Origin of the sequence: Streptomyces sp. Je 1-4 4N24 (assembly GCF_026239515.1) — a bacterium.
GTDB classification, from domain to species: Bacteria; Actinomycetota; Actinomycetes; order Streptomycetales; family Streptomycetaceae; genus Streptomyces; species Streptomyces nigrescens.
Window position 1 is genome coordinate 4,748,969 of record NZ_CP110836.1, and the last position, 19,610, is coordinate 4,768,578.

The following is a 19,610-nucleotide window of genomic DNA, read 5'->3' on the forward strand; positions in this document are numbered from 1 at the left end:
CGGGGGTACCGGCTTCCGGGCCTCGGTCCGGCCCGTCAGGGGCGGAGGGGAGAGCGGGTCCGGGAGGAGAGGGCCCCCGCGTGCGGGTGCGCACTGCGTGGCGGGCCGAGTCGGTCGCGTACGGAGCGGAAGCGGCGTACGGAGCGGAGGGGCACCGTGCGGGCTGCCGGCACGGCGGGGGACGCGGGAGGCTCAGTCACGCCCTCGCGGGAAGGCGGGGCGTGGCGCGCGGCGGTCGGGACGGACGCGCGGGCGCGGCGCGGTCGCTGGGGCGGTACGGCGCCAGGGTTCGGTCAATTCCCGCGGTGCTCGGTACACGTACATTTCTCCCCCTATTTTTCCGGCCCTGGGTCGATTGGTCGTCGGAATGAGGGGGCGAATAGCTGCGGTTACCATGTGTATAAGAATCCGCAGCCTGTTCTTCCCCCGTTCCCTAAGGCTGCGAAAATCCAAACCCACGGGCGGTGTGCGGCGCAAGGTCGTCAGCGGGTCAGCTGGTCATGAGCCGGGTCAGGGTGGTCAGCGGGACGGCGGGCAGCCGATATTCCCGTGAACGCCCCCGAGACAGTCAGGAATCCGTGTGCGGCGCCGGGGAAAGCCACGGATTCCGTGGGTGACGGCGCGCTCCGCTGATGGGGATGTCCGGTTCCGCTGCGGGCGGATGCGGCGGGTGGCCCCGGGGGACTCGTGGTTTCCTACCAGACGGTTCCCCACCGAGCCCCTCCGGCGGGGAGCCGCCCTCCGGAGCGGGCCCGTGCCGGGGACGACCCCGCCCCTCGCGTGGACTCCGCCCGGCCTGCCGGCCCCCCTCGCACCGGAGCGGGCACCACGGTGCGGGACGGGCCGGCGGTGGGTCGTCGCGGTCAGCAGCGGTCGGGAACGGGTCAGGAACGGGTCAGGTGCGGGTCACGGCGGGTCAGAAGCCGGTGGTGCGGCGGGGCGCGCAGGGCGCCGTCCGTTCCGTCGGGGACGAGGCGGGGGCGGGGTTTCAGCCGTCTCCTTCCGCGCCGCCCGGCCGCAGTTCGCGGTCCACCAGGCCGGCCGCGGCGCCGGTGTAGCCGGCCGGATCGCACAGCGGGTCCAGTTCGGCGGGGGGGATCCGGCCGGCCAACTCGGCCGCGCCGGCGAGGTGTACGGCCAAGGGGCGCCCGTCCTCCGCCGCCGCCGCGGTGGCGCGGGTCAGCAGGGTGCGGGCGGCGGCCTTGCCCAGCAGCGGTGCCAGCGCGGCCACGAGGCGCTCGGCGACGATCCCGCCCTCGGTGAGCCGGAGGTTGGCGCGCATCCGCGCGGGCCGCACGGTCAGTCCCCCGGCCAGCTCCACCGCCGTGTGGGCGGCGCCCCCGGTCAGGCGGAGGCATTCACGCAGCGGCTGCCACTCCGCGTGCCAGGCGCCCGCGGAACGCTCGTCCTCGGTGAGCATGCACTGGGTCAGCACCCCCGCGAGCGCCGGGACTTGAAGGGCGGCGCTGCGGACCAGCGTGGCCAGGACGGGGTTGCGCTTCTGCGGCATCGCGGAGGAGCTGCCGCGTCCTGGTACATGGGGTTCGACGACCTCGCCCACCTCGGTACGGGTGAGGGACAGCACGTCCACCGCCAGTTTGCCCAGCGCGCCCGCGCCGTGTGCCAGGACGGCGGCGAGGTCGGCCATCGGGGTGCGCAGGGTGTGCCAGGGCAGGGCGGGGGCGCGCAGCCCGGTCTCGGCGGCGAACGCCGCCACGAGGCGCTCCGGGTCCGCGCCGTGCTCGACGTATCCGGCGAGGGTGCCCGCCGCACCGCCGAGCGAGACCGGCAGGGCGGCCAGGACGGTGGCCGCGCGGGCGTCGGCGTCCAGCACCGCTCGCCGCCAGCCCGCGGCCTTGAGCCCGAAGGTGGTGGGCACGGCGTGCAGCGCCAGGGTGCGTCCCGGCAGCACCGTGTCGCGGTGTGCGCGGGCGAGGCGCGCGAGCGCGTCCGCGATACGGGCCAGGTCCGCGCGCAGCAGGCGCAGCGCGTCGCGGGAGACGAGCATCGCCGCCGTGTCGAAGATGTCCTGGCTGGTCGAGCCCCGGTGCACGTACTCGGCGGCGGCCGGGTCCGCCTCCGCGACCGCGCGCGTCAGGGCTCCGGCCAGAGAGACCACGGGGTTGGCGCTCTCGCGTGCGCGGACGGCCAGTTCACGCGGATCGAACCGGCCGGCCCGCGCGGTCCTCGTGATGACCTCGGCGGCGTGTGCCGGTACGAGGCCGAGCCTCGCCTGCGCGCGGGCGAGCGCGGCCTCCGCGTCGAGCATGGCCTGGAGCCACGCGGAGTCCGAGACGGCCCGCTCGACGGGGGTGCCCGCGCGGACCGGGGAGAGCAGGCCCGCGTCGAGGACGTGGGGCGCGGGCGGGGGCGGCGCGGTACCGGCCGTGGCGGCTCTCGCGGGCGGTGTGCTCACAGCAGCACCTCGCCGTGCGGGACCCCGGCCGCCGTGGCACCGGCTGCCGCGTCGCTGGGCCCCAGGCCGAGCACGGTGCGGGCGATGGCGTCGGCGTCGGCGAGCGTCACCGAGTCCACACCGGGCCGGATGCCGGCCGCCGTCACCCAGTGCACCGCCTCGGTCGGCACCCCGTACGCGAAGCGGCGCGGGTGCGCCCGCCCCCGGGCGTCGAGCAGCCGGTAGGGCCGCGGGGTCACGGCCAGTCCGCCCGTCTCGTACGTGCCGCCGTCCGCGGTGGCGACCCGGTAGGGGGCGCACGCGTCGGTGTGCCGCAGGTGCCGCAGCAGCGGGTCGGCCGTGCGGCGCAGATCCGGCGCGGGCAGGCGTGCCTCGATGAGGACCCCGGCCCGGACGGTGGGGCCGGGCACCGTCTCGGAGTCGGCCACGAACGCCCGGCGACGGGTGTCGATCCTGATCCGGGTGCCGGGGCCGGTCAGCTCCAGGACACCGGCCCTCACCAGGGCACGCATCTCCTCGACGCGCCGGGGCGGCGGGCCGATGGAGAGGAAGGCGTTCAAGGGCGTGTACCACCGGTCCAGTTCGTCCCGGTGCGAGGACCCCTCCAGGCCGCCGTGGTCCACGGCGAGCCGGATCTCGTTCCGCAGGTCGCGCAGGACGTCGAGGGCGGCCTTGACCGGTCCGCCGACGTTCCCCTCGCGGGCCTGCCGGACGTCCTCCGCCAGCCGGTCGAGCAGCCAGGCCCGGAAGTCGTCGCGGTCGGTGAACGTACGCGTGCGTGCGGGGTCCGCGAGGGCCGCCCAGTCCCACCGGTCGGCGGCGGGGATCCGGTGGGCGTCCACCAGGGCCTCGCGCGCGGCCGGTTCGGCGCAGGCCGCGTAGCGGGCGGCGAACAGCTCCGCCGCCTCGGCGCCGCGCCGGTGCCTGAGCCAGGTCTCGTAGTAGACGGTCTCCACCTCGCGGGCGATCAGCGGCCACAGGTCCTGGGCGAAGGACAGCCCGGCGCCCGCCCGTGCGGCACGCGTGCGCAGCCGGGCCACGTGGTCGGCCGTCAGCAGGCGGGGGAGGTGGCGGCCGTGCGCGCCCTTCTCGTTCTCGCCGCGCGCGTGGAACGGCACACCCCGGCGCGAACTGGCGTACAGGAGCGGCTCCTCGCCGCTGGGGCGGTACACCAGCTCCCCGCCGACGCGGTCGAAGAGGCCGCCGCGGCCCAGGGTGAACAGGGCGAGGTAGTCGAAGAAGCACAGCCCGAGGCCGCGCAGCAGCACCGGCTCCCCGGCCCGGATGCCGTCGAGGCGGGCGTCCGCCGGGTTGGCCGGCGGCAGGTAGGTCAGGTGGTTGATACGGGCGAGGCTCGCGATGCGCTCCTCGTGCGGGGTCGGCCGGGTCGGCAGATGTCCCTGGGCGAGCACGACGGCGTCCAGGTGGTTGAGCCGGGTGCCGTTCTCCAGCCGGACGCCCTGCGGCCCGCCGGAATACCCGAGGGTGTCGGCCATGGCCACGGCCCGGGACCTGTGCACCCTGATCTCCACATGGGCGGGGGCGCCCTCCACGACGCGGCGGAGGCAGTCGGCGAAGTAGCGCCCGCACAGCGCGCGCGTCGGGTAGGAGTCGGGCCCGAGCGCGTGCGCCTCGGCGAGGGTGGCTGCGTCGTACGCCGTGTCGGGGGTGCTGCCGGCCGCGTCGTCCCCCGCTGGGGGTGCGGGCAGGGACGCGGCCCACTCGTACAGGCTCGGTCCCGGCTCGATGGGACCGGCGATGCGCGAGGCAACGTCGGTGAAGACGGTGATCTGTGAGGCGACCGTGTTCGCCAGCAGGTGCCGCGACTGGCCGGTGCGCCACACCGATCCCGCACCGGCCGGCGCGGAGTCGACGAGATGGACGAGCACCCGCGAACGGAACGGCCGCGCCCGTTCGTTCGCGCACAGTCTCTCCAGCACGGCGAGCCCGCGCGGGCCCGCGCCGATGACCGCGATCTCGTGTGCCGTCGTGTTCAATCCGAGCACCCCTTCTCATTCCGGCCGGGGACATATGGCAGCGCCGGACCTGCCCGAATACGGCGAGGACGTGCGAGGGAACACCGCACGCATTCTGAAAGGGCGGGCGGGTGCCCGGCAACGCCGGCGGGAGCAATCAGTCAAGTGCGGGCGGTGGGGAAAAGGAACGGTAAAAGGCGGCCCGGCGATGCGAGTTGACACATTCCGCACCCGACCGGGCCGCCGCGTGTCCGGCGCCGCGTCCTCTGGGAGAATCCCCGTATGCGTGCTGCCTACATCAACGAATTCGGTCCGGCACATTCCATACGGTTCGGTCCGCTCCCCGACCCCCGGCCGGGCACGCACGAGGTGCTGGTGGACGTCGAGGCGACCACCGCCAACCACGTGGACACCTTCATCCGGTCCGGGGCGGTGGAGACGCCCGTGGACTTCCCGTTCGTGGTCGGCCGCGATCTGGTCGGCCGGGTCGCCGGGACGGGCGACGGGGTCACCGGGTTCCGGGTGGGGGAGCGGGTGTGGTGCAACAGCCTCGGACACGCCGGACGGCAGGGGGCGGCGGCCGAACGCGCCGTCGTGCCGGCCGAACGGCTCTACCGGCTGCCCGACGGTGTCGCCCCTCAGACCGCGGTGACGGTGGTGCACCCGGCGGCCACCGCGTACCTGGGCCTGGTCACCCACGGCCGGCTGCGGGCGGGCCAGACCGTGGTCGTGGTCGGCGCGGCGGGGAACGTGGGGGCCGCCATGCTGGTCGTCGCCGCCGCGGCGGGTGCCCGGGTGGTGGCGGTGGCCCGGGCCCGGGACGCCGCCTACTGCCGTGACCTGGGAGCCGATGTGGTGGTGGACCGGGAGGCGGACGGGCTGGGTGACCGGCTGGCGCGCGCGTGCCCGGAAGGAGTCGACGTCTGGGCGGACGCGGCCGGCGTCAACGACCTCACCACCGCCGTGCGGCTGCTCGCCCGGCGCGGACGCGTCGTCCTGCTCGCCGGACTGCACACCACGCCCGTGCTGCCCGCCGGACCGCTGTACGTGCGGGACGGGTCCGTCGTCGGCTTCGCCATCACCGGGGCCACGGCCGGCGAGCTGGCGCAGGCGGCCGGCTGCGTCAACAGGCTGCTGGCCGGGGGCCGTCTGCGGCCGCGCGAGGTACGGGTCCTTCCGCTGAGCGCCACAGCCGAGGTCCACCGCATGCTGGAGGCGGGCGAACTGCACGGCCGCCGGGTCGCGTTGACGACGGGCTGACGGGGCCGGTGCGGTCGCCGCCCCGGCTCCGCGGGCGGTACGGCGGGGCAGCGCGCGGCCGCGCCCGCCCACCGTCAGGACCGCACCGGCTGCCCGGCGCCGTCGAGCACACCGGCCAGCAGCGTCCCGAGGATGCGCACCCCGTCGTGGGTGAGGACCGACTCGGCGTGGAACTGCACTCCCGCGAAGTGCCGTCCCCGCAGCGCGTGCACCTCACCGGTCGCCGCGTCCCGGCAGACCTCGACCGGGCCCGTACCGTACGGGGTCAGCAGCCCGGACGGGCTGTGCGCCACGAAGCTGTTGTAGAAGCCCACCCGCTCCGGCCGCCCGAACAGGTCGATGTCCTTCTGCACCCCCTGGTGCGGGATGTCCCTCCGGCGCACCGGCAGGCCCAGCCGGTGGCTGAGGACCTGGTGGCTGAGGCAGACGGCGAGGAACGGGCGGCGCGCCTCCAGCAGCGTGTCCACCGCCTCGTGCAGATGGGCGATCCGGGGCTCACCGACCTCCAGCGGGCTGCCCGGACCCGGCCCCATGACGACGAGGTCGTGCTCGGCGAAGGAGTAGGGCTCGTCGAACCGCCGCACCGTCACCTCCAACCCCGCGGAGCGCAGTTGGTGGGCGATCATCGAGGTGAAGGTGTCCTCGGCGTCGACGACCAGCACCCGCCGCCCGTCCAGTGCGGAAGGGCGGCCGGCGGCGGGGCCGGACCCGTCCAGCCAGAAGCGGGCGATCTCCTGGTTGCGGGCCCGCAGCGCCGACCGCACCGAGGGGTGCCGGCCCAGCGGGCCCTCCGGCTCGGCGCGCAGGGCGGACAGCAGACCGGTCGCCTTCGCGAGCGTCTCGGCCACCTCGGCCGCCGGTTCGGAGTCCCGCACCAGGGTGGCGCCCACTCCGATCGCCATCCGGCCCTCGGAGGTGATGTCGGCGGTGCGGATGAGGATGGAGGAGTCCAGCGTGCGGCGGCCGCGGCCGTCCCTGCCGATGAGCGCCGCCACCCCGCTGTAGTAGCCGCGCCCAGCGGGTTCGTACCGGTTGATCACCCGGCTCGCGCTCTCCAGGGGGCTGCCGGTGACGGTCGGCGCGAACAGGGTGGCGCTCAGGATCTCCCGTACGTCCCGCTCGGTGCGCCCCTCGATGACGTACTCGGTGTGGGCGAGCCGTGCCATCTCCTTGAGGTACGGCCCCACCACGCGCACGTCCGCGTCGCAGAACCGGGACATCATCTTCAGCTCCTCGTCCACCACCATGAACAGCTCGTAGGTCTCCTTGCGGTCCGCCAGGAAGTCCATCACCCCGCTGAGGGTGGGGCCGTCAGGCGGATAGCGGTAGGTCCCGCTGATCGGGTTCATCACCGCGACCCCGTCCGCGAGGCTCAGATGCCTCTCCGGGCTGGCCCCGACGAGCGTGCGGTCGCCGGTGTGCACGAGGAACGTCCAGTAGACGCCGGCCTCCCGCGCCAGCAGCCGCCGGAAGAAGGCGGTCGCCGTGGCCGGGGTGTAGCCCGTGAGATCGGCCAGGAAACGGCGCTTGACGACGAAGTTCGCGCCGGCGCCCGCGCCGATCTCCTCGGCCAGGACGCGGCGCACCAGCCCGGCGTACTCCTCGTCGTCGATGTCGAAGCGCTCGTTCTCCAGCCGGATGGGCACGTCCGGGACGGTGGCGAGCACCTCGGCCCGGTCCAGCGCGGCCTGCTCCCGTACGGTCATGGCCAGCAGCGGCTCCCCGTCGTCCGGTGCGGGGAAGCCGCGCTCGGCCAGCTGCCGGTAGGGCACCAGCGCCAGCACGTCGGCGCCGGCCGGGCCCCGCGCCGAGGCGGGGACGGGCAGGTCGGCGATGCGCTCCACGGGCCCGACCGGTCCGGTGAGGACCTCCACCCGGTCGGACCCGGCCGCCGTCGGGCGGTGCAGCAGGGCGAACGGGGGAGGGGAGGGGGCCAGCACCCGCTCCAGCAGCACCCGCGCCGGGTCGGCGGCCGTCCGCCGGGCGCTCACGCGGCGGCCCGCCTCTCCGCCGTCCCGTCGGCCACGTCGCCCAGCAGCGTGCCGCCTTCGACGGGCAGTCCGCGGGTGGTGGCCACCACGGCGCACCGGCGCGCCGCGTAGGTGAGCGCGAGCCGGTGCTCGTCCGCGGAGAAGTCGGCGACGGCGTCGGCCACCATGAACGTCTGGATGTCGTGGGTGAAGGCGTCCACGGCGGTGGCCAGCACCCCGATGTGGGCGTAGACGCCGCAGACGACGAGCTGGTCGCGGCCCGCCCCCCGCATCCGGGCCAGCAGATCGGACCGGAAGAAGGCGCTGTAGCGCCACTTGGTGAGGAGCCAGTCGTCCGGGCGCGGGGCCAGCTCCCCCACGACGTCCCGGTCCGCCGCGTCGAGGCGCATCCCCGGCCCCCAGAAGTCCCGCAGCAGACCGCGCTGTTCGGGGGTCATGCTGCCGGGCTGCGCCGTGAAGGCGACGGGGACACCGAGCCGCGCGCACCGCTCGCGCAGCAGGACGACATTGCCCACGAGCGTGCGGCGCTGCTCGTCGGCGAACGGGCGCAGGAAGTAGCGCTGCATGTCGTGCACCAGCAGGACGGCCCGCTCGGGACGCACCGTCCAGCGTGCGGTGTTCGCCGGCAGATCCTGCTCACCGGGCATCGGGTACGCGGGGATGTCGGGTATCCCGGACATGGCGGTTCCTCTCCGTTCCTCTGGGTGCCGCTGCGTGCGCGCCCGGACGCCGCTCACGTGCCGAGCCCGTGTGCCGAGCGCTCCGGGCCCACCGGGTGGACCGGACTTCCCGGCTGTCGATTTCGCTGTCGCTGTCGTCGCTGTCGCCGCGCGTGGCCGCCCGGGGGGGCTGTCGGCGCCGCTGCCTGCCATGTCTCAGCCCCCCGCCGCCTGCCGCGGCCCGGCCACCTCGGCCGCCATCGCCGGCGGTTCGGCCCCGCCCCAGGCGCTCAGGACCTCGAGCGCCTGGTCGACGGTGAGCCGCGGGTCGCAGAAGCTCGTGTAGACCTCCGGGACCCGGTCGGCCTCCCAGGCGTCGAGCACGCACTCGGTGACCTGGTCGGGCGTCGTCTCCAGGTGCACACCGCCGGGGAACGCACCGGCCCCGGCCAGCACGGCGCGGAACTCGCGGACCTCGCGCTGCAACGTGCGGACGTACCGCGTCTTGTGGCCGCTGCGGGTGACCACCGTGTTGCCGTGCATCGGATCGGTCAGCCACACCACCGGATGCCCGGCCGACCGCACCGCGCGGACCAGCGCGGGCAGCCGCTCGGCCACCGTCCCGGCGCCCATCCGCACGATCAGCGTCAGCCGGCCCGGGCGCCGCTCCGGGTCCAGCAGGGCGCACAGCGCCAGCAGCTCGGCCACCTCCACCGTGGGCCCCACCTTGACGGCGACAGGGTTGACCACCTGGGCGAGCAGCGCCGCGTGCGGCCCGTCCACCTGGCGGGTGCGCTCCCCGAGCCAGGGCCAGTGGGCCGAGGAGAGCAGCAGCTCCCCCTCGTCGGTCCGGCGCACCAGGGGGACCTCGTAGTCGAGGACCAGCGCCTCGTGGCTGGTCCACACCGGCTGGTCGATGCCGGTGGCACGGCCCTGTCCGAGGTGGGCGATGATGTCGGCGGCGGCCATGTACCCGGTGACCAGACGCAGCGGGTCGGGGCGCCTCTCCTCCGCGTCCGGCGCCGGTCCGTTGACCAGGTGGCCCCGGTAGACGGGGAGTTCGCCGTCCCCGACACGCTCGGTCGGCTGCGACCGCGGCTTGGCGAACTGTCCCGCGATCCGGCCCACCCGCAGCACCGGACGCCGCCCGGCCAGCTTCATCGCACCGGCGAGCAGGTCGAGCACGGCCACCTTGCGCGCGACGTGGTCCGCCGTGCACTCGGCCGGGTCCTCCGCGCAGTCACCGGCCTGCACGACCTGGGCCGCGCCCTCGCTGACGAGGGCCAGATGGGCACGCAGCGTCCGCACGTCGTCCGGCCGGACGAGTCCGGGGCGCTCGGCCAGGGTCTCCCGCGCGCGCTGCACCTGCGCCCGGTCCTCCCATTCCGGCTGTTGCCGCGCCTTTTCCAAGGGAATGGGGAGCATGTCGCTAGTCAATGCCGGCTCCAGCTTTCGCACGGCGACCCGAGCCGGTCACGGCTGTTCCGCGCCGTCGCCCGGCATCGGCCGTCGCCTGGATATCGATCCGAAAGGAATATCGGGGACACGGCTCCACCCTGATGCCTCGGCGGGTGCGGGCCAAGGCGCGACGAACCGGTTCGTCAGGTCAGCGGAAATCTGTCAATTGCCGGGACCCGGCCGGCCGTCAGACCCGGTGGACCCGGCACGGGGCGGATGTCCGACGTCCTTTCGGGCCCAACCGCCGCCCGGGCCCCGGATTTTGTGCGGGCGGCGCCCGCGCGGTGGAGTCCTCGGCAACGGAACCGCCGGGAACGCGTCATGCCGCGGGCGTCCGCTGTTCATGCCGGAGTTCCCGCGACGGTGCCGTGCGGGCGTCACCCTTCGCAGCGGGTGCGGGTGCGGGTGCGGGTGCGGGTGCGGGTGCGGGTGCGGTTGCGGATCCGGTCCGGATCCGGGTGCGGGCGCCGGCGTTCATGTCGGATCCGCGCCCGCGCCCGTGTCGCGCCCGCTGCCCCCCAGGTGGCGTGGAGGCGTCAAGGGGCGGCCCTCTCGCAGTGGACCGGCGGCGGCTCGGCGGTGGTCCGCCGGCGGCCCGGTGGTGTGCCGGGGCGCGGCGGGAGGGCGCCCCCTACCGAACCTCAGTGCCCGCCGCCGGTTTCGAGGACGTCGAACGGGGTGCCCTGCGCGTCCGTGACCCGGGCGCCGGGGCCGTGCGGGGTGTCGAACGGTCCCTCGCGCACGGTGCCGCCCAGCTCGGTGATCCGGGTGAGCGCGGTGGCCAGGTGCTCGACGCCGAAGGTGACGTCCCAGTGTGAGGGTGCGCCGCCGTCCCCGGTCGGGACCTCGCCGACGCTCGCCACCGGGCGCCCGTCGAGGCCGAGCGTGGTGCAGCCGCCGGGCGCCCGGGTCACGGTGTGGCCGAACACGGCCGCGTAGAAGGCCAGCGACGCCCCGGCGTCCCGGCTCGCGCAGTGGTGCCACACGGCCGCACCGGGCACGCCGGTGACCTCCGCGCCGGGGTACGCGTACGCCTGCCAGACGGCGAACTCGGCCCCGGCGGGATCGGCCGCCACCGCGAACCTGCCGTGGTCGCCGACGTCGCACGGCGCCAGCGGCACGGTGCCGCCCGCCTCGGTGATCCGCGCCGCGGTCGCGTCCGCACTGGTGACGGCGAAGCAGACGAGCCACGCCGAGGGCCCGGCCGCCGGCTGCCCCGGCGCCCGCGGGCCGATGTCGGCGACGGCGCGGTCGTTCAGCCGCGCCGTCAGATAGTGGTCGTACTCGGGGCCGTGGTCGAAGAACGTCCAGCCGAAGAGCTTGCCGTAGAAGGTGCTGGTGCGCACGGGGTCGGCCACCCGCACCTCCACCCAGCAGGGCGTCCCCTCGGGCCACGGGGAGTCACGGAACGTCATGCCCGCCCCGTCAGATGTCCAGGCCGAAGGTGCGCAGCCGCTCGTCGCTCACCATGGTGATCCCCGGCTCCGGCCGCAGCCCCCGGCCGAGCGCGCCGGCGACCTGGAGGGTGCGCAGCGTCTGGTACTCGATGGCACCCAGGTTGTCCTCGGTCACGCTGTTCGCCTGGTGCCGCGAGATGGTGCCGGTGCCGTACGGGGCCCCGTTCCCGGGCTGGTGCAGCACCGCGGCGGCCGAGCCGTTCGGCACGATCACGGCGCCCCAGTGGCAGAAGGCGTTGTGCAGGGCGAGGATGGCCGCCTGCTGGCCCGCGTGCGGCATGGAACCGGAGGCGAACGCGGACACCGCCTTGTTCATCAGCTTGCCGGGGATGGCGACCGGGCCGGTGTGGTCGATGAAGTTGAGTATCTGCGGGGCGGGCAGCCCGTAGTGGACCGGCGTACCTACCATGATCGCGTCGGCCCACAGCAGGTCGTCCAGTCCAGCGTCCGGGACGTCCGCGGTGGCGGTCGCCAGCTCCGCGTAGGCACCCTTGTCCAGGATCATCGGGTCGGGCAGCTCGGGCACCTTGCGGACCCGCACCTCGGCACCCGCGTCCAGCGCCGTTTTCGCGGCCTTCTCCACGAGCTGGTAGGTGTTTCCGCTGCGGGAATGGAAGAGCAGAGTGAGCGTGGTCAAGGGAAACTCCTTGTCGACCGATTCGGGCGTACCGGCACGCGGATGACGGCTGCATCATGCCGTTCGCGCGAAAGCCGGAGCCACGGCTGATTCCGTCATCTGTCAGGTCCGCACGGAATACTCCGTCCGGAGGCGCGGAGCTGACAGAGACCGGCGCTACCCCGTGCCCTCGGGTTTTCCCGGCTGCTGTACTCGGCGCATGAATGACCTCGCGAATGCCGTTCAGCACACTGCGGGACTTCCCGTCGAGCCGGCCGACCTGCCCACCGTCTTCGCCGACGCCTTCAACGCGCGGAACCTCGAACTCCTCGACGCGCTCTTCGAACCGGAAGCCGTCCATGTGGTGCGGCCCGGTGAGGTGTCGGCGGGCGAGCAGCGCCGCGCCGGGCTCCCGGCGGTGGTGCGCGACCGCATCCCGATCACCGTCACGCTGCGCCACGTCTATGTGGTGGGGGACACGGCACTGCTGATCAACGACTACGTGCACGACGGCGTGGGGCCGGACGGCAGCCACGTGCACACCGAGGGCACGGCGACCGACATCGCCCGCCGGGGCCCGGACGGGTACTGGCGCTACCTGGTCTCCAACCCCTCCGGCACCTCCTGACTCCGGCACCTTGCGACCTACCGTCCCGGGTCCGGGACCCAGGCCCGGGGACGCCGAAGGCCGACGAAGCGCTCCACCCCCGGAACGGCTCCGGGGGTGGAGCGCTCGCGGCCTCCGGCCGCGGGGAAGGACGACCGGAGGCCATGGCCGGACGCCGTGGCCGCGCCGGGCGCGCCCGCTGTCAGTCGAACGACATGGAGATGCCGTTGTCCTGGGACGCCTTCACCGGCAGCCGCTCCAGCCGGATGCCGAACCACTTGTCGTACGCCTCACGGATCTCCTCCTCGCCGGACAGCCGCCGGCTCTCCCGCTCGGTGCCGACGATGAGCGTGAGCTGGTCCTCCTTCAGGGTGACCCGGCCGTTCTCGGTGGGCAGCGAGCAGAAGAGGTTCTGCAGGAAGGGGGAGTCGGGCGCGGTGCGGTACCACCACAGCGTGGGCCCGAAGTCAAAGATGTCGCACGGGATGTCGTACACCCGGTACTGCGGCGTGCCGTTCAAGGAGACGTCGATACCGCCGTCGTCGGCCGCCGCCACCCGGAAGCTGCCGTGCGGGTCCTGCTGCTCGTCCCGCGTGGCCAGCGAGAGGGGGTAGCGGCTGTTGCGGCCGAAGCCCACGTCGACCAGCCACTCCGCGCCCTCCGCCCGCACCTTGAGCGCGAGATGGCACAGGGGGGCGGTCAGCCGTCCTTTGATCCACACCCTGCCCGGCAGCAGGGAGACCTCGTACCCCAGGCTCTCCAGCAGGAACTTGAGCGAGGGATTGACCTCGTAGCAGCCACCGCCCCGGCGCTCCTGGACGACCTTGTCGACGGCCCGCTCGTCCATGTGGATCTCTTCACCGAGGTGATAGCCCAGATTCTCGAAGGGCACGGAGAGCAGATGACGCATCTGCACGTTCCGCAGCGACTCCAGGTCGGCTTTCGCCGGGCGCCGCGCCGAAATACGGTCCAGATACGCGGCGACCGTGGTGTCGTCCAGCATGCTAACGGCCCTCCTGCCTCTCGTGGGCGAATCGTGGGAAGAGCTCGGCGGCATTGCCGAACTCGATGCGCGCCAGTTCGTCCGGGGTGAATCCGCCCTGCCCGACGATGTGACGGCCGCCGGCCGCGCTGAAGGACTCCGGCATGAACGGGAAGTCCGAGCCGACCAGGAGCCGGCCGGCTCCGGTGAACGCCCGCACCGACGGAAAGGCGTGCGGATCACCGATCATGGCGGTGTCGCTGTAGAGGCGCCGCAGATAGCCGACCGGGTCCTCGGGCAGCCGCTCGGCCAGATCGGCGCGGATCAGCGGGCCGCAGGCCAGCCGTGCGGCGTAGTAGGCCACACCGCCGCCCCCGTGGGACAGGATCACGCGCAGCCCCGGATGCCTCTCCAGCGTGCGGTTGTACAGCAGCTGCGCCGTCAGCCGCACGGTCTCGAACGGGAACTCGCACAGCGAGACGGGCAGTCCGAACGCGGGCTGGTCGACGGGCGGCGCCGTCGGGTGGACGAACAGCGGGGTGCCCCGGCGCGCCGCCTCGGCGTGGAACGCGTCCAGCGCCGGATCCCCCACGTACACACCGCCGTAGTGGGTGACCAGGCCGACCCCGTCCAGGCCGAGGACGTCCATGCTGTAGGCGAGTTCCTCCAGCGCGGCGTCCACGTGCGGCAGCGGCAGCACCGCGAACGCGCCGAGCCGGCCGGGGTGCGCGGCCGTCAGCTCCGCGAGGAACTCGTTGACCCGGCGGGCCAGCCGCGCGCCCGTCGCCGCGTCCACGGCGGGCACCCCGGGCCAGACGTTGACGACCGCCGCCCGGATGCCCTGCCGCTCCATCATCGACAGACTCGTCCCGATCTCCCACCGGGGTTTGTCGACACCGGGCAGTGTGGAGGCGAATCCGAGGTCCCTCAGTTCCGCAGCGTAGAATTCCGGAATGACATGGTGGTGCACGTCGATGGCACCGGTCCAAGGCGGCTGTGCCGCCGCCTCCTTGCTTGTCCCCATGAAAATCCCTTGTTCGGACGGCCACCGCCTCGGCGCCCCACGCTAGGACCGCTTGCGGGAGAAGGTCGATGTACGGGCCGGGAAGTCTGTCAACTTCTGCCGCACCCCGAGGCGTTCACTTCCGGTCGCCGCGGGATTGGCGCAACGGCCACCGCCGCCGACGGAGCTGACACTTGTTGCCGCGTTTTCCTAGGGCGCCGCCCGGCCCCCGAATACCGTCCGGGGCAAACCTTCGTACCGGACGCCGCCCCGCACTCCCGCCCGGGAATGCCGCGCGGCGACGAGCTGAAATGAGTCATCATGGCCCCTGGAGCAGCACCGGTCCATGACGCCGAAGCGATCGGAATTCTCGGCACCGGTTCCTGTCTTCCCGGAAAGGTCGTCACCAACGACGAGGTCGGCGCACCGGCCGGCGTGACGGACGAGTGGATCACCCGGAAGACCGCCATCCGCGAACGCCGCTGGGCGAAGGCGGACGAGGCCACCTCCGACCTGGCGGCGATGGCCGCGCGCGCCGCGCTCGACGACGCGGGGGTCTGCCCGGCGGACATCTCCCTCGTCGTGGTGGCGACCTCCACACCCGACGCGCCCCAGCCGCCCACCGCCACCGCGGTCGCCGCCGAACTCGGCGTCCCGGCCGGCACCCCGGCGTTCGACATCAACGCGGTGTGCAGCGGCTTCGTCTTCGCGCTGACCGCGGCGGAGCGCATGATCCGCGGCACGGGCGGCCACGCCGTCGTCATCGGCGCCGACATCTACTCGCGCACTCTCGACCCCACCGACCGCAGGACCGTCGTGCTCTTCGGCGACGGCGCCGGAGCCGTGGTGCTGGGGCCCACCGCGACCGGAGGTGTCCTCGCCACCGAGCTGGCCACCTTCCCGCAGGAACGGGACCTGATCCGGGTCCCCGCGGGCGGCTCCCGGATACCCGCGTCCCGGGCCTCGGTCGAGGAGGGCCTCCACTACTTCGCCATGGACGGCCCGGCGGTCCGCCACTTCGTGGAGAACCGGGTCGGGCCGCTGATCCGCTCCTTCCTCGACCGCCATCTGGCGGACCGCGCCCGGCGCGCGCACTTCGTCCCCCACCAGGCCAACGGGCGGATGATCGCCGCGCTCGCCGACAGCCTCGGCTTTTTGCCGGAGCACACGCATACGACGGTGCGGTTCCTCGGCAACACCGGTGCCGCGTCGGTGCCGGTCACCCTCGACCGGGCCGCCGACCGGCTCGTGCCCGGCGACCTGGTGGTGCTCGCCGGGTTCGGCGGCGGCATGGCCGCGGGCCTGGCCCTGGTCGAATGGCGGACGACGCGGGCCGGCGGGCGCGGCGGAAAGAGCCGTGCCGCCCTCGCGGCCGACGGGACCTGACGAACCCGGACCGCGTTTTCTTGCCGCCCTTCCCACCCCCGGACAGGATTTCGCCATGAACGCCACAGAAGTTCCGAACGAAGCAGAACCCCTCTTCGACATCAGCGTCGAGGTGCATGTCGCCCGGTCCCCGGAATGCGTCTATTCCGTGGTGAGCGATCTGCCGCGCTGTCACCAGTGGAGCGAGGAGTGCACCGGCGGGGAGTGGACACACGGCACCCCCGGCACCGTGGGCGCGGTGTTCCGCGGCCACAACCACCGCAGCGCCGACGTGGTGGCCTGGGCCCCCGTGGTACGCGGCGCGTGGACCACGACGGCCGAGGTCGTGGCGGCCGAACCCCCTCACCGCTTCTCCTGGGCGATGCGCACCGAGGCCGGCCGCGCCCAGGACAGCGTCTGGGGATACACGCTGCGGCCCGCACCGGGCGGCACCTCGCTCACCCACCACTTCCGGATGGGCGGACCCACCGAGGGCATCACGGGCATCACGGCCGGAATGAGCGACGACGAGAAGAAGGCGTTCTTCACCGAGTGGGGGGCCAAGGTGAGATCCGATATGGCCGCCACTGTCGAACGCCTCAAGAAAGTCGTCGAGTCGTCCTGACCCCCTGACCTTCATCAGCAGACCCGCATCGAGGTTGACGCATGCTTCTCCAGCGCATAGGAAACAGCGGCATTCGGCTGGGCACGTTGTTCGACCGGGCGGCGGCCCGCTATCCGACGAACGTCCTGCTCCTCGACCACGATCTGGACATCGCGCCGGACCGGGGGAGAAGCCTGACGATGACCGACGTCGCCGATCTCGTGAGCGACTTCGGCTCGCGCCTGTGGCGCGCCGGGGCACGCCCCGGCGACCATCTGGTGATTCACAAGAGCAACGCCTTCGACATCACCCTGCTCGCGGTCGCGGCCGCGCGGATCGGCGCCGTTCCGGTGCTCCTGTCGCCCCATCTGGACGGTGAGACGGTCACCGCGCTGCTGCGCCGGGTCGACCGCCCGTACCTGCTCACCGACGAGGCGAAGCTGACCGGCTCCCTGCCCAAGGAGGTCTTCCCGCTCTGCCGTCGCGTCCTGCTGGCCTCCGGCAGCCACCGGCGGGCCACCGCGCTGGCCGAGCTGGCGGGGGCGCCGCGCATCCCCGCGCTGGCGCTGCCGCCGGAGCACCCGACCCTGGTCACCCACACCTCCGGCACCACCGGCCTGCCCAAGCTGGCCGTCCACACCGCCTTCAGCCTGGAGGCCCGCTACCGGCCGCAGGCGCTGGCGACAGCGCTGCTGCGGCGGCGCGAGCCGGTGGCCATCCACGTCTCCTTCGTGCACTCGCGGCTGTTCACCGCGCTGGCCCTCTCGCTGCTGCGCGGCTTCCCCGTCGCGGTGCTCGCGGACGCCGACCCGCAGCGGGTCGCCCCGCTCTTCGCGCGGCTGCGGCCCGCGGTCCTGGAGGCCCACCCGAACACGTACCTGAGCTGGGAGCAACTGGCCTCCGACCCGCGCCGGCCGCTGGCCAACGTGAAGTTCTTCAGCAGCACGTTCGACGCTCTGCACCCCCGCACGGTGAGCACCCTGATCGGGGCCTCCCGGCGCCGGTCGGCCAAGTTCGGCCAGATCTACGGGCAGAGCGAGGTCGGCCCGAGCGTCGCCCGCTCCTACGGCAAGCGCCGCTCGCCCACGGCGGACGGCCGCTGCGTGGGCATCCCCTTCCCCGGTATGACGGGGGTGCGGGTGGTGAGCCGGGACGGCAAGCGGCCCACGGCCTCCTCGCCCGGATACATCGAGGTCAGCAGCGACGGCCGGATCCGCACCTACCTCGGTGAACAGGAGCGGTTCGAGCAGCAGGCCTCCGCGCGCTGGTGGCGGATGGGGGATCTGGGCTACCGCACGCGCTGGGGGTGTCTGCATCTGCTCGACCGGGAGGTCGACGAGATCCCCGGGTTCGGCAGCACCCTCTCGGTGGAGGACCGGCTCTTCTCCCGCCTCGCCGAGCTGACCGAGGTCGTGATCATCGAGACGGAGGACGGGCTCCCGCTGCCGGTCGTCTGCACCAAGGACGACCGTCCCCTGGACGAGGCGGCCTGGCGGGCGGCGGTGGCCGATCTGCCGCGGATGGCCCCGCCGGTCCAGTGGCGGCAGGCGGACCTTCCGCAGACCGCCACCACCAAGGTCAAGCGGCTGGAACTGGCCCGTCTCGTGGGGGCGGGAGAGGAAGCGGGCACACGGCGGGCCGCAGCGCCGGCGGCCGGGCAGCCGCCCGTCACCGTCGGCCCCGCCGAGGCGCGGTCGGCCGGGGGAGAGGCATGACGACGGTGGCCGTCGCCGGGGGCGGCATCGGTGGACTCGCCACGGCGCTCGGCGTTTCCGCCCGAGGACACCGGGTCGTGGTGTGCGAGCGCGCGGCCGAGTTCGCGGAGCTGGGCGCGGGCATCCAGCTCGCACCGAACGGCATGCTCGCACTCGACCGGCTGGGCCTGGCGGAGGCCGTCGGCGGCATCGCCGTACCGGTGGAGGAACTGCGGTTCATGGACGGCGTCTTGGGAGAGCACGTCGTCAGCATGCCGCTCGACGCCCGGTACCGCGCCCGCTTCGGCAACGCCTACGTCGTGGTGCACCGTGGCGAGCTGCACCGGCTGCTGCTGCGGGCGTGCCGGGACAGCGACCGCGTCGAGTTGCGCGCGTCCTCTCCCGTCACCGGCTACACCCACACCGACCACGGTGTGCGGGTGCGGCTGGGGAACGGGGAGGTGCTGACGGCGGACGCCCTGGTGGGGGCCGACGGCCTGCACTCCGCCGTCCGCGCACAGCTCGTCGGGGACGGCATGCCGCGCAACGCGGGCATCACCGTCTACCGCTCGATCGTGCCGATGGAGCGGGTACCCGACGACCTGCGCCACCGGTCCGTCACCTGGTGGGCAGGGCCGGGCAGGCACTTCGTGCACTATCCGATCGCCGGCGGCCGACTGCTCAACCTGGCACCCAGCGTGGAGAACGAGCCGGCCGAGGTGTTCTCCGGGGTGCCGGTGCCCGGCTCCCGGGTGCGGGAGCAGTTCGCCCAGTTGTGCGACACCGCGCGGCGGCTGCTCGCCCTGGGCACGGAGTGGAAGGCCTGGGTGCTGGTCGACCGCGAACCCGTCGGGACCTGGACCGACGGCCGGGTCGCCCTGCTCGGGGACGCGGCCCACCCGATGCTGCACTACGCGGCGCAGGGCGCCTGCATGGCGCTGGAGGACGCGGTGGTGCTCGGCGACCTGCTCGACTGCTCCGCACACGAGTTCCCCGCCCGGTTCCGCCGTTACAACGCGGCCCGCCGCGAGCGCACCGCCCGCGTGCACCGTACGGCCCGCGACAGCATCGGACTGTGGCACGCCCGCGGCGAGACGGCGGCGGCCCGCAACAGGACGCTGGCGGGGATGAGCGCCGACGACCTCAACGACCACCTCGCATGGCTGCACGGGGCCCGCGAATTCGCCGCCCCGGACGCCGTCGCACCCCCCGACGCCGTGGCCCCGACCGACGTCGCGCGCCCTGTCCCGTCTCCCGCCGCCCCGGCCGGTGCCCGGTCCGGTCCCGGCCCGCTGGACGGGGGCACCTACACGCTGGGCGGCTATCTCGCCCCCACGGGCGGGGACGCTCCCCGCGCCGCCGAGCCCGCACCGCCGCCCGGCACGCACACCCTGGGCGGCTACCTCGAGCTGCCCGCCCCCTCGCGGCCTCACGACGGGGCGGCCTGAGATCGGGGGAGGGGAGGCAGGCAGGGGAGGGCACGGGTGCGGAGGGGAGGGGAGCCGGTCGCCGGGGACGGCAC

The 19,610-nt window shown here is 73.9% G+C and carries 15 protein-coding genes; 6 read left to right on the forward strand and 9 right to left on the reverse strand.

Annotation, left to right across the window (positions count from 1 at the left end; genetic code table 11):
• Window positions 1-988 precede the first annotated feature (988 nt).
• Window positions 989-2,338, reverse strand: coding sequence for a lyase family protein (locus tag SLV14N_RS20625; protein ID WP_180218776.1), 1,350 nt, complete (start codon window positions 2,336-2,338; stop codon window positions 989-991).
• A gap of 74 nt (window positions 2,339-2,412) precedes the next feature.
• Window positions 2,413-4,413 carry an FAD/NAD(P)-binding domain-containing protein gene (locus SLV14N_RS20630; RefSeq protein ID WP_173875087.1) on the reverse strand — a complete coding sequence of 667 codons (2,001 nt, stop codon included), beginning with the start codon at window positions 4,411-4,413 and terminating at the stop codon, window positions 2,413-2,415.
• A 261-nt stretch (window positions 4,414-4,674) separates the two neighbouring features.
• Here SLV14N_RS20630 and SLV14N_RS20635 point away from each other — a divergent pair, with 261 nt between their 5' ends.
• Entirely contained in the window at window positions 4,675-5,652 is a 978-nt protein-coding gene (locus SLV14N_RS20635) for an NADPH:quinone reductase (protein ID WP_173873830.1), read from the forward strand.
• Window positions 5,653-5,726: 74 nt separating this feature from the next.
• Here the strand turns inward: SLV14N_RS20635 and SLV14N_RS20640 are convergent, their stop codons facing one another.
• The 5 genes from SLV14N_RS20640 to SLV14N_RS20660 all read right to left on the reverse strand — a co-directional run bounded on the left by SLV14N_RS20640 (window position 5,727) and on the right by SLV14N_RS20660 (window position 11,854).
• The gene (locus SLV14N_RS20640) at window positions 5,727-7,643 is read right to left on the reverse strand and encodes an anthranilate synthase family protein (RefSeq protein WP_173873831.1); all 1,917 of its coding nucleotides are present in this window, start codon (window positions 7,641-7,643) and stop codon (window positions 5,727-5,729) included.
• Window positions 7,640-8,323: an isochorismatase family protein gene (locus SLV14N_RS20645; RefSeq protein WP_173873832.1), complete on the reverse strand. Its 684-nt coding sequence runs from the start codon at window positions 8,321-8,323 to the stop codon at window positions 7,640-7,642. Before SLV14N_RS20645 ends, SLV14N_RS20640 begins: the two co-directional genes overlap by 4 nt.
• 195 nt (window positions 8,324-8,518) lie before the next feature.
• On the reverse strand, window positions 8,519-9,727 hold the full coding sequence (locus tag SLV14N_RS20650) for a 3-deoxy-7-phosphoheptulonate synthase (protein ID WP_202034929.1): 1,209 nt from the start codon (window positions 9,725-9,727) through the stop codon (window positions 8,519-8,521).
• 674 nt (window positions 9,728-10,401) lie between these two features.
• On the reverse strand, window positions 10,402-11,175 hold the full coding sequence (locus SLV14N_RS20655) for a VOC family protein (RefSeq protein ID WP_173873834.1): 774 nt from the start codon (window positions 11,173-11,175) through the stop codon (window positions 10,402-10,404).
• A 10-nt stretch (window positions 11,176-11,185) separates the two neighbouring features.
• A complete protein-coding gene (locus SLV14N_RS20660; protein WP_173873835.1) occupies window positions 11,186-11,854 on the reverse strand; it encodes a flavodoxin family protein in 669 nt (222 codons plus the stop codon).
• Window positions 11,855-12,053: 199 nt separating this feature from the next.
• On the opposite strand from SLV14N_RS20660, the gene SLV14N_RS20665 reads away from it, so the two are divergent.
• Window positions 12,054-12,461: a DUF4440 domain-containing protein gene (locus SLV14N_RS20665; RefSeq protein ID WP_173873836.1), complete on the forward strand. Its 408-nt coding sequence runs from the start codon at window positions 12,054-12,056 to the stop codon at window positions 12,459-12,461.
• A 181-nt stretch (window positions 12,462-12,642) separates the two neighbouring features.
• Here SLV14N_RS20665 and SLV14N_RS20670 read toward each other — a convergent pair whose 3' ends face one another.
• Together SLV14N_RS20670 and SLV14N_RS20675 are read right to left on the reverse strand one after the other, a co-directional pair.
• Window positions 12,643-13,443: an arylamine N-acetyltransferase gene (locus tag SLV14N_RS20670; RefSeq protein ID WP_173873837.1), complete on the reverse strand. Its 801-nt coding sequence runs from the start codon at window positions 13,441-13,443 to the stop codon at window positions 12,643-12,645.
• Window position 13,444: 1 nt separating this feature from the next.
• Entirely contained in the window at window positions 13,445-14,446 is a 1,002-nt protein-coding gene (locus tag SLV14N_RS20675; protein WP_173873838.1) for an amidohydrolase family protein, read from the reverse strand.
• A 300-nt stretch (window positions 14,447-14,746) separates the two neighbouring features.
• On the opposite strand from SLV14N_RS20675, the gene SLV14N_RS20680 reads away from it, so the two are divergent.
• Genes SLV14N_RS20680 through SLV14N_RS20695 form a run of 4 tightly spaced genes read left to right on the forward strand, consistent with a single transcriptional unit; the run spans window position 14,747 to window position 19,536 of the window.
• Complete coding sequence (locus SLV14N_RS20680) at window positions 14,747-15,811, forward strand: 3-oxoacyl-ACP synthase III family protein (protein WP_173873839.1); 1,065 nt, start codon at window positions 14,747-14,749, stop codon at window positions 15,809-15,811.
• Window positions 15,812-15,866: 55 nt separating this feature from the next.
• Window positions 15,867-16,415: an SRPBCC family protein gene (locus SLV14N_RS20685; RefSeq protein WP_173873840.1), complete on the forward strand. Its 549-nt coding sequence runs from the start codon at window positions 15,867-15,869 to the stop codon at window positions 16,413-16,415.
• A 41-nt stretch (window positions 16,416-16,456) separates the two neighbouring features.
• Complete coding sequence (locus SLV14N_RS20690) at window positions 16,457-18,109, forward strand: class I adenylate-forming enzyme family protein (RefSeq protein WP_173873841.1); 1,653 nt, start codon at window positions 16,457-16,459, stop codon at window positions 18,107-18,109.
• On the forward strand, window positions 18,106-19,536 hold the full coding sequence (locus SLV14N_RS20695) for an FAD-dependent monooxygenase (RefSeq protein WP_173873842.1): 1,431 nt from the start codon (window positions 18,106-18,108) through the stop codon (window positions 19,534-19,536). Before SLV14N_RS20690 ends, SLV14N_RS20695 begins: the two co-directional genes overlap by 4 nt.
• Window positions 19,537-19,610: the final 74 nt, after the last annotated feature.

Bases quoted from the DNA above. Each gene is read 5' to 3' on its own strand.
- SLV14N_RS20665 (WP_173873836.1), top strand. From the start codon at position 12,054: ATGAATGACCTCGCGAATGCCGTTCAGCACACTGCGGGACTTCCCGTC.
- SLV14N_RS20685 (WP_173873840.1), top strand. From the start codon at position 15,867: ATGAACGCCACAGAAGTTCCGAACGAAGCAGAACCCCTCTTCGACATC.
- SLV14N_RS20645 (WP_173873832.1), bottom strand. From the start codon at position 8,323: ATGTCCGGGATACCCGACATCCCCGCGTACCCGATGCCCGGTGAGCAG.
- SLV14N_RS20655 (WP_173873834.1), bottom strand. From the start codon at position 11,175: ATGACGTTCCGTGACTCCCCGTGGCCCGAGGGGACGCCCTGCTGGGTG.
- SLV14N_RS20670 (WP_173873837.1), bottom strand. From the start codon at position 13,443: ATGCTGGACGACACCACGGTCGCCGCGTATCTGGACCGTATTTCGGCG.
- SLV14N_RS20680 (WP_173873839.1), top strand. From the start codon at position 14,747: ATGGCCCCTGGAGCAGCACCGGTCCATGACGCCGAAGCGATCGGAATT.
- SLV14N_RS20635 (WP_173873830.1), top strand. From the start codon at position 4,675: ATGCGTGCTGCCTACATCAACGAATTCGGTCCGGCACATTCCATACGG.
- SLV14N_RS20690 (WP_173873841.1), top strand. From the start codon at position 16,457: ATGCTTCTCCAGCGCATAGGAAACAGCGGCATTCGGCTGGGCACGTTG.
- SLV14N_RS20650 (WP_202034929.1), bottom strand. From the start codon at position 9,727: ATGCTCCCCATTCCCTTGGAAAAGGCGCGGCAACAGCCGGAATGGGAG.
- SLV14N_RS20695 (WP_173873842.1), top strand. From the start codon at position 18,106: ATGACGACGGTGGCCGTCGCCGGGGGCGGCATCGGTGGACTCGCCACG.
- SLV14N_RS20675 (WP_173873838.1), bottom strand. From the start codon at position 14,446: ATGGGGACAAGCAAGGAGGCGGCGGCACAGCCGCCTTGGACCGGTGCC.